The sequence below is a fragment of the Nesterenkonia haasae genome, from assembly GCF_010119385.1.
Taxonomy (GTDB): Bacteria; Actinomycetota; Actinomycetes; order Actinomycetales; family Micrococcaceae; genus Nesterenkonia; species Nesterenkonia haasae.
This window is the reverse complement of sequence record NZ_VFIE01000017.1, coordinates 232,360-244,510: the sequence shown is the minus strand read 5'-3', so window position 1 is coordinate 244,510 and position 12,151 is coordinate 232,360. Positions and strand designations below refer to the sequence as shown.

The window sequence follows — 12,151 nt, the reverse complement described above, 5'->3', positions numbered from 1 at the left end:
ATCTCTCACGCTCCGACAAGGTTCTGGCCGCACACTCTCAGTGTCAGACCAGAGGTACCGGCTGCTGCTGGGGAAGCCAGATAGGCGATTGTTTCCGCAACATCCTCTGGACGTCCACCCTGGTTCAAGGAGTTCAGTCGTCTCGCCACCTCACGCGTCGCGAATGGCATCTTTGCGGTCATCTCTGTCTCGATGAAACCTGGTGCCACAGCGTTGATCGTGCCATGACGGGCCTGCAGTTGCGCCGAGGAAGCGGAGACCATGCCGATGACTCCGGCTTTGGAGGCGGCATAGTTTGACTGGCCACGGTTTCCGGCGATACCCGAGGTAGATGCCAGGGATACGATCCGTGGTCCCACCGTGCCCTCGGGACGGTTGAAGAGATCGGACTTCAACAGTGCCCGGTTCATGCGCAGCTGGGACTCGATGTTGACGGCGATGACTGAGTCCCACCTCGCGGAGTCCATATTGGCCAGCAGCTTGTCCCGGGTGATGCCGGCGTTGTGCACCACGATGTCCAGCCGGCCATAGTACTGATCAGCGTGGGAGAGGATCTGCTCCCCGGCGTCGTCGTCGGTGATGTCAAGCTGGAGTGCGGTACCAGCGACCTCATTGGCGACTGCGGCAAGCTGTTCCCCGGCAGCTGGGATGTCCACAGCAATCACGCGTGCTCCATCACGGTGGAGCGTGCGAGCGATGGCGGCCCCGATCCCACGAGCGGCACCGGTGACCACCGCGACCTGGCCCGCCAAGGGAGCGGCCCAATCTTCGGGGAGTGCACCGTTTACTGAGTCCACGGTGATGAACTGACCGGAGACGAACGCGGACCGTCCCGACAGCAGGAAACGTAGAGCCCCAGCCACTGACGGTGACGCAATGTCGAGCTCTTCATGGAGCACAATGCCGTTCGCCGTACTCCCAGCGCGCATTTCGTGCGCCAATGACCGAGTGAGGCCCTCAACCCCTTTCCGGGCTGCTCGCACTGCGGGATCCTCAGTGTGGGCAGGGTCCCGGAAGACCGTGATGACGCGCGCGGAGGCTTTCAGCTGTTTCAACAGCCCGCCAACGGCGAGCACGGTCTCACTGAGCTGAGCGGGAGTTGCCGCAGTGTCGAACAGTGCCACCACGGCGGCGACCTTCTCTTTGGGCCCAATGTGTCGCCGCACGTCCAACCCCCACCCGAGCAGTCGACGTGCAAGGATGTCAGACGCTTCGGAGGCGCCCAGAAGCACCACGGGGCCGGGGATCAGTGGTGCATCCGGCGTGTAACGGCGCAGCTTAGCCGGTTGCGGCAGCCCTAGGGCCTTGGTGATTTTCTTGCCGACACCTGTGTTGACGAATTCCGTGTAGGAGTCCTGAGCCATTGCGCCTATTACCGTCCTTCGATGATTGCGGTGATTCCCTGGCCACCGGCGGCGCAGACAGAGATGAAGCCTCGTTTCCCGGGCTTTCCGTACAGCAGTTTGGCCAGTGTCGCCACGATCCGGCCGCCAGTGGCGGCGAAGGGGTGGCCGGCGGCAAGGGATGAACCATTGACGTTGAGTTTGCTGCGATCGATGCTTCCCAGTGGCTTGTCCAGACCGAGCACATCGCGGCAGAAGTCCTCGGATTCCCAAGCTTTCATCTGGGCTAGCACAGTGGAGGCGAACGCCTCATGGATTTCGAAGTATTCGAAGTCCTCAAAGGTGAGGTTATTGCGTTTGAGCATCCTCGCTGCCGCATAGGTGGGGGCCATCAGCAGACCCTCGGCACCGTCGACGAAGTCCACTGCACCCTGTTCGTAGTCCACGAAGTTGGCCAGTTTTGGCAGGTCATGCGCATCGGCCCATTCCTCAGAACCGAGGAGCACCGCGGAGGCCCCGTCGGTCAGCGGAGTGGAGTTCGCCGCCGTCATGGTGGCACTCTCGCCCAGGTCCTTACCGAAGACTGGCGAGAGCTTCGCTAGTTTGTCGACACTGGAGTCTGCGCGCATATTGTTGTCGGCGCTGAGCCCCTTGAAGGGCGAGATGAGGTCGTTGAAGAAGCCGCTTTCGTAGGCGGCAGCCAGGTTACGGTGCGATGCCACGGCCAGCTCGTCCTGCTCTTCACGGGTGATCCCCCACTTATTGGCTGTGACCGCCATATGTTCGCCCATTGACAGTCCGGTGCGTGGCTCGCCGGTGCCTGGGGCCTGCGGAGCCAAGTGTGCGGGCCTGATCTTGGCCAGGGCCTTCAGGCGCTGTCCTGCGGTCTTTGCCCGCGTAGCCTCCATGAGGATTCCCCGCAGCTGATCACTGACGACAATGGGAGCATCCGAGATGGAGTCCACACCTCCACCAATGGCGGAATCGATCTGGCCCAACTTGATCTTGTTGGCCAAAGAACCAATGGCTTCGGTCCCGGTGGCACAAGCCATCTGCACATCGTAGGCAGGGGTCTTGGGGTCCAGGGGCGTGCCGAGGGCAGACTCACGGACGAGGTTGAAGTTCTTTGAGTGCTTCAGAACTGCTCCTCCGGCCACTGCGCCAAGTTGCTCACCCTGTAGTCCGTACCGGGCGACCAGCCCGTTGAGAGCCGAGGTCAGCATGTCCTGGTTGGAAGACTTCGCATAGGCGCCGTGGGCACGAGCGAAGGGGATCCGGTTTCCGCCGATAATGACGGCGTCGCGCGGTGTTTCTGCCATGGTCTTCTCCTGAAGTATCGCCAATATTACTCGTCAGTATCTTAGCCTACCTGTGTTGGCTGTCACTTTCATCCCCGCGGGGCGGCTTCCTGCGAGATTTCGGGTTTTTCACAGCACTACGGCACCGAAGAATCTGCCTGCATGGTCCATGGGATCACTCCACCACGTGCTTGGAACAGGGTCAATGGCCACAGGAGTAACGAACCAGGAATCAGCATCGGTTGCTTCAAGTAGCCAAGTTACTGGTCAGTATCTTAGAATGGATGTGTTGACAATCACTGTGATCCAATACTGAGGAGTTCACCAATGGGCGCTCACGACGACGCCAATACTGGTCCTATCGACACTGCCGCTGTGGACACGGCTCACCTGGAAGAGCTGATGCTGGGCCGCTGGGCGGAAACTCGGCGCACCGCTCGAAAGGTGCTGAAGGACCCGCAGTTCCACAAAGTCGAGAACCTCACCAAAGAAGATCACCGCGAACGCACATTGAAGCAGTCACATGCGCTCGTTGCAGCCAAAGCTGTGCACCGTGCCTTCCCCAAGGAGTTCGGAGGCGACAATGACCACGGTGCGAATATCGCCGCGTTCGAAGAACTCGTCACCGCCGACCCCTCCCTGCAGATCAAGTCCGGCGTTCAGTGGGGTCTGTTCGGAGCCGCAGTGCTGCACCTGGGATCCTACGAGCACCAGAAGCAGTGGCTGCCGGGCATTATGGACCTCTCGGTACCCGGTGCTTACGCCATGACCGAGTTCGGACACGGCTCCGATGTCGCGTCACTGGGCACCACTGCGACTTATGACCCGGACACCCACGAGTTTGTTATCAACACGCCTTTCGAAGCAGCCACCAAACGCTACCTGGGCAACGCCGCCCTTGACGCCACCGCGGCAGTGGTGTTCGCGCAGCTGATCACCAACGGCGTCAACCACGGCGTGCACTGCTTCTACATGGAAATCCGGGACGCTGAAGGCCGGGTCCGCCCCGGAATCACCATTAACGACGACGGACACAAAGGCGGACTCAACGGTGTAGATAACGGACAGGTGAGCTTCGACCACGTCCGTGTGCCACGGTTCAACCTGCTCAACCGCTACGGAGATGTAGCGGAAGATGGAACGTACACCTCCTCCATCGAATCGCCTGGGCGCCGTTTCTTCACCATGCTCGGGACTCTGGTCCAGGGTCGTGTTTCCCTCTCCGGTGCGGCTATCGCGGCGTCAAAACTGGCGTTGATCGGTGCCGTAACGTATGGGAACCAGCGGCGGCAGTTCAATGCCACGTCCACCACGGAGGAAGAGGTGCTTCTGGACTACCAGTTGCACCAGCGCCGGCTGATCCCGCGGTTGGCGAAAACCGTGGCCCTTGGGTTTGCGCAGGAGAAGCTGTTGGGCAAACTCGACGAAGTGTTCTCTGGAGAAGACGACTCCGATGAGAACCGCCAAGAGCTGGAGACGCTCGCTGCGGCGGTGAAGGCTGTGGCGACCTGGCACAGCCTGGATACTCTGCAGGAAGCCCGCGAGGCATGCGGAGGCGCTGGGTTCATCTCAGAGAACCGCTTTACCTCGCTCCGCGCCGACTTGGATGTCTACGCAACCTTCGAAGGCGACAACAACGTCCTCCTTCAGCTTGTTGCTAAGCGCCTACTTGCCGACTATGCCGCCGAGTTCAAGAACGCCGATGTCGGCGCACTCGCCAGTTATGTGGCCAACCAGGCCAGCGATCGGGTGATGCACCGCTTTGGACTCCGTCGCGCCCTTCAGGAAGTCCGCGATACTGGCAATGAGCGCCGCAGCGCGAATTGGTTCAAGCAGACCGATGTCCAGCGTAACCTGCTCGCGGGCAGGGTCCGTCAGATGGTGGTTGATGTGGCCGGAGAGCTGCGTCCAGTTGCCAAGCTGCCTGCCGAGAAGCAGGCGAAAGTCTTCAATGAGCACCAGTTCGAGATCATCAACACCTCTAAAGCCCACACGGATCTGCTGCTGTGGGAGGCTTTCACCGACGGACTCGAAGGTATCCAGGATCAGGGCACCCGGCAGGTGATGACCTGGCTGCGCGACATCTACGCCCTGACCACTGTGGAGGAGACTCTCGACTGGTATCTGGGCAATGGGCGCATCTCTGCACAGCGCGCCAGAACTCTCTCTCCCTACATCAACCGACTGGTGGCGCGGGTTCGGCCCCATGCGCAGGACATCGTGGACTCCTTCGGCTACGAGCCTGAACATGTGCGCATGGAGGTCGCTTCCGGTGCGGAACGGGAGCGGCAGGAGGAGGCCATGGAGCACTACCGGCAGCTGCGTGCTTCGTCAGAGGCGCCGCTGGATGAGAAGACTCTCTTGGACCGGCAGCGGGCTGCCGCGAAGAGCCGTTAGTCGCGTGAGGAGGCAGCGTGCTGTGCTCGCAGGGAGCGCAGCAGCTGGTCTTCCTCCTCACTGACAATCCGCCGCAGCGCTGCAGGTGCGGATACGTTTTCCTGCAGCCACTGGCGCGTCCGCTGCGCGATGGGATGATCTTCCGGCCGCTGGCCCTGCTCCAGGTGCTGCGTGCCAGGGAACAGCCCTTCGATCACTCGTGTGGCCTGCCCTTGAGACATGCGCTCCCAAACATCAGTGAGGGAAGTGAAGTACTCCTCCTCATAACCGGTCGTCAGACCCTGGGGGTCGGCGACAAAGCCTTCCACGGTCGCGGTTAATTGGTCATTTGACAGCTCGACGCCGTCAGCATCAGTACCAGCCAGGGCTTGCCACAGCGCGGCATCTTTGACCTCACGGCTGGGGCGTGCGGCTAACGCCAGTCGGTGCGCAATCTCTCCCCGGGCTGTGGTTCGTCGGCTGATTTCATCATCAAGCTCATTGCGGTCCACCTGCCCGTGGGCAGCGAGTGCTTGGAGGAAAGCCCACCGGAGCTGTTCATCCTGTTCGCTGACAAGCTGGGTTCTGAGATGGCCCACCTGGCTGCTGTGGCGGCGCGACAGTGCAGCCAGGGTCCGGGTCGCAGCCAGCTTCGCGTCACTGTCCTCAGTTCTCGCAATGAAATCCGCAAGTCCCGCAGCGAATTGAGTTTCAAGCGGTTCCTGCCGGGTTGTCGGTGTGTAGAGCTCACAGGCCTGGTTGGACTGCCGCAGTAGTGACTGCACCACGGTGACCTCGGGAGTCTGCAGGCCCAGTCGGAGCACAGCGTTCACGTATCGATCGGCCTCCAGCAGGCCATCACGGACCATAGACCACAGCGATGCCCAGACCGTGGCCCGAGCCAATGGGTCTCCGACCGGGTAAGTCAGCGCCGCCTCGACAGATGCCGTATCCAGAATGACTTTGGCGTAGGTGAGGTCCTCATCATTGGGCAGAATGAGCCGCGGCGTCTCTTCATCGGGGAGTTGCACTCCAGGGATGGGTGTCATGCCCTCCGGCGCCTGGGGGTCCAGCTCCGCTGGTACCGACTGAGCGCGGGACAACGTCCCGGTGCCATCAAGGGTGAACAGGCCGACTTGGATGACATGGGGTCGGCTGATCGGCTCGCCAGTGGCCGGGTCTGTCCCGGACTGGTGCACATGCACCACCCCGGTCTCGTCCACGGGAGCCCGGAGTACCGGAATGCCCGAGGTCTGCAGCCACGCGGCCGCCCATGTGCGCATGTTCTTTCCGGTCACGTTCTCCAGCACAGTGAGGAAGTCCTCAAGAGTCGCGTTGCCGAAGGCAAAACGTGCGAAGTACTGGCGGGCTGCCTCCCGGAAAGCCTCCACTCCTGCGTATGCGGCCAACTGTTTGAGGACACTGGCACCCTTGGCGTAGGTGATGCCGTCAAAGTTCTGGTCTGCCGCTTCGAGGTCGGGGATCTGGGCCACGATTGGATGTGTGGTGGGAAGTTGATCCTGCACATAGGCCCAGGCCTTCCGGGAGTTGGCAAAGGCGACCCAGGCGGTGGTGAAGTCGGTGGTGGCGTCGACCGCATATGAGCCCATGTAGTCGGCGAAGGATTCCTTCAGCCACAGGTCGTCCCACCACTGCATAGTGACAAGGTCGCCGAACCACATGTGAGCCATTTCGTGAAGGAGCGTGTTGGCACGCGTCTCATGCTGGGCCTCGGTGGCCCCTGTGTCGAACACGTACTGTTCGGTGAAGGTCACCAGGCCGGGATTCTCCATGGCCCCTAGGTTGTATTCAGGCACAAAGACCTGATCGTACTTTCCCCAGGGGTAGGGGTAGTCGAATTCACGGTGGAAGAAGTCCAAGCCCTGCTTGGTGATCTTTAAGATCTCCTCGGCATCGAAATACTCGGCCAGGGACGCCCGGCAGAGCACCGCTAGATCTATGGTGAAGTCGTCGGCGCCCGGCGTCGATCCGTTCCATGAGTCAGCCACCAGATGGTAGGGACCTGCCAGCAGAGCCGTAATGTAGGAGCTCATCACCTCAGTCTCGGCGAAATCCACCCGTACCAACCCTTCGCCCACCGCCTCCCGGGACAGCTCTGGACTGTTGGAGCGCAACTGCCACGACTCCGGGCCGGTCAGCGAGAATCTAAAACGCGATTTGATATCCGGTTGGTCGAAAACCGGGAACACTCGGCGGCAGTCGGCTGGTTCGTACTGGGTATAGAGATAGACCGACCCGTCACTGGGATCGACGAACCGGTGCAGCCCCTCCCCCGAACGGGAAAACCGTGACACCGACTCGATCTCCACCACATTGCTGCCCTCAGCAAGACCATCCAACCGAATGCCCGCAGCGCCCGTGGCCGCGACCGCATCGCGTTCAGCGCCGTTGATTCGCACTGAATCGACGGACACACCGATGTAATCCAGGAATGGAACACTTCCCTCACCGGCAACGGAGTCGAACTCCAGCGCCACGCGCGTGGTGACCGGATATGCAGTGGAGCCTTCTTCGTCCGCGGAGGAGAGATCCACATGGACGGTGTAGGAGGAAACAGTGATGCATGCTGATCGGTATTCGGCCAGGCGCCGTGAGAGATTCTCGTTTTCTGTCATAGTGGTATTCAAACAGACCGACACAGGACAGTAGGAAAATGTCAGATCTCTTCGCTGAGTACCCAAAGGCCATGCAACGCTCCACCGCCTTTGACGAGATGTTCTCGCCAGACGGACAGCTGCGTTCCGAATATTCCGGGGTCAACGATGTGCTTCAATCGCTGACCGTCCCAGACGTCTCCGCCCGGGCCGAAACGATGGCGCGCACATTCCTGGACCGCGGCGTGACCTTCGACTTTGCCGGCGAGGAACGTGCCTGGCCGTTGGACATCGTTCCACGAATCATTCCGGGCGATGAATGGAACGGGATCTCCGCCGGGGTCGCGCAGCGCGTAAAAGCTCTGGAGATGTTCCTCAATGACGTCTACGACCGCATGGAGATCGTCCGGGATGGGGTGATGCCCCGGTCGCTGATCACCACGAGCGCGCACTTCCACCGCGAGGTCCACGGCTTCTCGACTCCCGGCGGGGTTCGTGTGCACATCTCAGGCATCGACCTGGTACGCGATGACACTGGCACTTTCCGAGTTCTCGAAGACAATGTGCGGGTACCCTCTGGAGTCTCCTATGTTCTGGAGAACCGACGGGCTATCGCCAAAGGTCTTCCCGAGGCATTCTCTGGTGCCGCCATCCGTCCTGTGGAGGAGTACCCGCGGCGGTTGCTCTCCGCGCTGCGCCGCACAGCGCCTGAAGGTGTTGACGACCCCACCGTGGTTGTCCTGACGCCCGGGGTCTACAACTCCGCCTACTTCGAGCACACCCTGCTCGCAGGGATGATGGGTGTGGAGCTGGTCGAAGGCCGCGACTTGGTCTGCCGAGCCAACCGCGTCTACATGCGCACCACTGAGGGTGAGCAGCGTGTGGATGTCATATACAAGAGACTCGATGATGACTTCCTCGATCCCCTTCAGTTCCGCGCAGATTCGATGCTGGGAGTTCCTGGAATAGTCAATGCTGCTCGAGCCGGCAACGTCACTATCGCCAATGCTGTGGGTAACGGAGTCGCCGACGACAAGCTGGTCTACACCTATGTGCCGGACATCATCCGTTATTACATGGGTGAAGAGCCTCTGATCCCCAATGTTGATACATTCCGTTTGGAGGAACCGGAGGCCCGTGAAGAGGTGATGGATCGTCTCGCCGAGCTGGTAGTGAAGCCGGTAGACGGATCCGGCGGCAAAGGACTGGTGATTGGCCCAGCCGCCACTCGCGAGGAACTTGAAGCCCTGCGGCAAAAAGTGCTCGCTGACCCTCGCGGATGGATCGCGCAGCCGGTGCTGCAGCTTTCAACGGTTCCCACTCTTGCTGACGACACCTTTGGCCCGCGGCATGTGGATCTGCGGCCCTTCGCCATCAATGACGGTGACGACGTGTGGGTTCTCCCCGGCGGTCTGACTCGGGTCGCGCTGACCGAAGGGTCCCTGGTCGTCAACTCCTCGCAGGGCGGGGGGTCGAAGGACACGTGGGTGGTAGACGAAGGTGGTGCCGAGACTGGGGAAGTATCGACCGCTGTTCCCTGGAGCACCAGACGTGCTCATCGCTCCACCCAGAGAGTTTGGCCTTCGTCCTTCCACACTGACGCGAACCCGTCCGACGCCTATGATGAGCAGCAGCAACAGCAAAATCAAGGGGGCAGCCCATGCTGAGCCGAATCGCCGAATCACTGTTCTGGATCGGGCGGTATGTGGAACGTGCCGACGGCACTGCCCGCATCCTCGATGTGCACCTCGAGCGGCTAAACCAGCTGCCGCTTGCAGAACAGCGCACAGTCTCAGCCAACCTCATGTCGGTTATGGGAGTCGATATCCGCGAGGATGAGTCACCTCCGGGGTTGCAGCAGCTGGTCACGCGTATGGCCTTCGACTTGCAACAGCCCAACTCGATCGCCGGATCATTATCGGCTGCCAGGGAAAACGCCCGCCGCGCGCGCGAAACCGTGTCAGCCCCGGTGTGGGAGTCACTCAACGCCACGTGGAACGGACTCACCAGCCACCGACAAGATGTGGTGGGCACCTACCGGTTCTGCACATGGGTGATTGAACGCACGGCAACGGCGCAGGGCATGGCCGATTCAACGATGAGCCGCGATGACTCCTGGCAGTTCCTGGCTTTAGGAAGGTCGTTGGAGCGGGCAGATATGACTGCTCGGATGCTCGCCACCGGAGACGAGGAAGCGTTCCGCCTCTCCTGGGCCAATATGCTGCGCTGCGCCGGTGCCTATGAATCTTTCTTGCGCAGCCGACGCGCTGCCTTCGGCGACACCTACGCCGTTGAATTCTTGCTGCTGGACCGGTTGTTCCCTCGTTCCGTGGTGTCCTCACTGCGGCAGGTCGAACAGGCGCTGATAGCGCTGGACCCCGAGTACAGTCGGACCGGGAAAATGGACTCTGCCCGGCGACTTGTGGGGCAGGCCTGCACCTTCTTGGAATACCACCACTCTGATGATCTCCTCGGCGAGCTTCCTGAGCACCTGGAACGGGTGCGGGCAGCATGCTCAGGCGCGTCTGACGCCATCACTTCGAAGTACTTCGCACAAGCGGCCGAGCAGGCCTGGACAGGAGAGCACGTATGACGCGGCTGCACGTGGTCCACAGCACCAATTACCGTTACGGGGCCCCGGTGACGGTGTCCTACAACGAGGCACGCGTGACTCCGCAGACCGACGCCGCGCAGGTGGTGTTGGAAACCGACCTGCGGATCTCGCCATATGCCTCGGCGCTGTCTCACTACCGGGATTATTGGGGTGCCAAGGTCTACACCTTTGATCTCCATACCCGTCACGACAAACTCTCTGTCACCTCGGAGGCGTTGGTTGAAGTCCACCGTACCGAGAAGCAGCATGCGCCTGAGGACCTGCTGGACTGGGATGAGCTGACCAACGAAGCCAATGTGGAGGAATTCAGCGACTTCCTGCCGCAGTCCAGACTATCCGAACCAGGCGAGTCTCTCTCCGGTGCCGCACACGGTATCGCTGCGGGGAAGACTCCTCATGAGACGGCTCGTGCAATCATCGCTTGGCTGCACGATGAGATGGAGTACCAGCCCGGGACCACTGCGGTTCACTACAACGCCGACGCCTCTTTCGCCGAACGCCGCGGAGTATGCCAAGACCTCTCACATGTGGTGATCGGAGCACTGCGCGCAGTGAATATACCTGCCCGCTATGTGTCGGGTTATATTCACCCGAATCCGGAAGCTGAAATCGGTGAAACCGTCGTCGGGCAGTCTCATGCGTGGTTGGAGTGGTGGGACGGACGCTGGCACACTTGGGACCCCACCAATCACAAACCAGCTGGGGACCACCACATTCTGGTGGCAAGAGGACGCGACTACGCTGACGTGACGCCTTTCAAGGGCATTCTTTCCGGAGGCGGCCCCGACACCACCCTCGGCGTTGAGGTGACCATCACCCGTCAGGCCTGAGGGCTGCTTCGCGTTTCTCCTGTCGCTTGTCGTGGAGCAGACAGAGTCCGATAGCGATGGCGAAGAGGAGAGTCAGCGGAATCATAATGAAGAACATGCTGATCGCTTCGCCCCCAGGTGCGGCCAGGGCGGACATCACTGCGATCAGCATCACCACACCGCGCCAAGAGTTGAGCACCTGCTTACCAGTGACGAGTCCCATCAAATTGAGTCCAACCAGGATCACTGGGATGACCATGGCGATCCCGCATGCCAGGAAAAGGTGAAGCACAAAGGTGAAGTAGACATCTGGGGCGATGATGTTGGATGTGCCCTCGGGATTGAGCGAGAAGAAGAACTGAATCGCCCGCGGCAGCAGCGTATATGCGGTCCATATGCCTGAAAGGAACAGTGGCACGCTCACCGCGATGAAAGCGATCGCGTACCGTTTCTCCCGTTTTTCCAGTCCGGGCATGATGAATGCCCAGATTTGATACAGCCATACGGGTGACGAGATCACAACACCCACAAAGAGTGACAACCGGATCATCAGATCCAAAGGTTGCCCAACGGCGTTGAATGCCAAGGCAGTCAGCCGCCCGTCATCATTATTGCTGTGCTCCACGACAGGCTGCTGCAGGGCAGCAACCAACCATTCATAGAGAAAGAACCCGGCGACCGCACCCAGTACGATCCCCGCGGCAGCAATCAACAGTCGGCGGCGAAGCTCGCGCAGATGATCGCGCAGGGACATCCGACCTTCAGGATCCCGCCTACGCTTTCTGGAGCCTTTGCCAGCCGACCGAGGGCGTTCGGCCAGGGTCATCACGGCTCTAGGAGAAGTCGCGACGTTCGCGGCTCTTGTGCACATCAGCAGTCGGGTCGATGACATCTCCTTCAACTGCGTTGCGCTCAGACTCTCTAGAGTCGTTGGGCTGATCGCTGTCCTGCATGGTTTTCACTTCAGACTTGAAGATCCGCGCAGACTCCCCGAGCGACCTGGCCAGTCTGGGCAATTTTGTTGCACCAAACAGCAGCAAAAGAATTAGCAGCAGAATCAACCACTGCCACCCGGCAATATTCATGACGACATCCT

9 protein-coding genes are annotated in these 12,151 nt (G+C 60.6%); 4 read left to right on the top strand and 5 right to left on the bottom strand.

What is annotated here, in order from left to right:
* Positions 1-5: 5 nt before the first annotated feature.
* Together FH975_RS01220 and FH975_RS01215 are read right to left on the bottom strand one after the other, a co-directional pair.
* Positions 6-1,364: a 3-oxoacyl-ACP reductase gene (locus FH975_RS01220; protein ID WP_162319683.1), complete on the bottom strand. Its 1,359-nt coding sequence runs from the start codon at positions 1,362-1,364 to the stop codon at positions 6-8.
* A gap of 8 nt (positions 1,365-1,372) precedes the next feature.
* Entirely contained in the window at positions 1,373-2,662 is a 1,290-nt protein-coding gene (locus FH975_RS01215) for an acetyl-CoA C-acetyltransferase (RefSeq protein ID WP_162319682.1), read from the bottom strand.
* 306 nt (positions 2,663-2,968) lie between these two features.
* Here FH975_RS01215 and FH975_RS01210 point away from each other — a divergent pair, with 306 nt between their 5' ends.
* Positions 2,969-5,038 carry an acyl-CoA dehydrogenase family protein gene (locus tag FH975_RS01210; protein ID WP_153077551.1) on the top strand — a complete coding sequence of 690 codons (2,070 nt, stop codon included), beginning with the start codon at positions 2,969-2,971 and terminating at the stop codon, positions 5,036-5,038.
* On the opposite strand, the gene pepN is transcribed toward FH975_RS01210, so the two are convergent.
* Complete coding sequence (gene pepN, locus FH975_RS01205; RefSeq protein ID WP_162319681.1) at positions 5,035-7,653, bottom strand: aminopeptidase N; 2,619 nt, start codon at positions 7,651-7,653, stop codon at positions 5,035-5,037. The two genes, FH975_RS01210 and pepN, sit on opposite strands and share 4 nt — an antisense overlap.
* A gap of 38 nt (positions 7,654-7,691) precedes the next feature.
* Between pepN and FH975_RS01200 the strand changes: the two genes are divergently transcribed.
* The 3 genes from FH975_RS01200 to FH975_RS01190 are packed head-to-tail and all read left to right on the top strand — an operon-like array spanning position 7,692 to position 11,076.
* Entirely contained in the window at positions 7,692-9,299 is a 1,608-nt protein-coding gene (locus FH975_RS01200) for a circularly permuted type 2 ATP-grasp protein (RefSeq protein ID WP_153077549.1), read from the top strand.
* Entirely contained in the window at positions 9,293-10,225 is a 933-nt protein-coding gene (locus tag FH975_RS01195; RefSeq protein WP_153077548.1) for an alpha-E domain-containing protein, read from the top strand. The genes FH975_RS01200 and FH975_RS01195 overlap by 7 nt, the downstream gene beginning before the upstream one ends.
* On the top strand, positions 10,222-11,076 hold the full coding sequence (locus tag FH975_RS01190; RefSeq protein WP_153077547.1) for a transglutaminase family protein: 855 nt from the start codon (positions 10,222-10,224) through the stop codon (positions 11,074-11,076). The genes FH975_RS01195 and FH975_RS01190 overlap by 4 nt, the downstream gene beginning before the upstream one ends.
* On the opposite strand, the gene tatC is transcribed toward FH975_RS01190, so the two are convergent.
* Both tatC and tatA read right to left on the bottom strand, forming a co-directional pair.
* Positions 11,060-11,809 (bottom strand): twin-arginine translocase subunit TatC, encoded by a 750-nt coding sequence (tatC, locus tag FH975_RS01185; protein ID WP_153077546.1) that lies wholly within the window; start codon positions 11,807-11,809, stop codon positions 11,060-11,062. The genes FH975_RS01190 and tatC overlap by 17 nt on opposite strands.
* A 79-nt stretch (positions 11,810-11,888) precedes the next feature.
* Positions 11,889-12,140 carry a Sec-independent protein translocase subunit TatA gene (gene tatA / locus FH975_RS01180; protein ID WP_153077545.1) on the bottom strand — a complete coding sequence of 84 codons (252 nt, stop codon included), beginning with the start codon at positions 12,138-12,140 and terminating at the stop codon, positions 11,889-11,891.
* Positions 12,141-12,151: the final 11 nt, after the last annotated feature.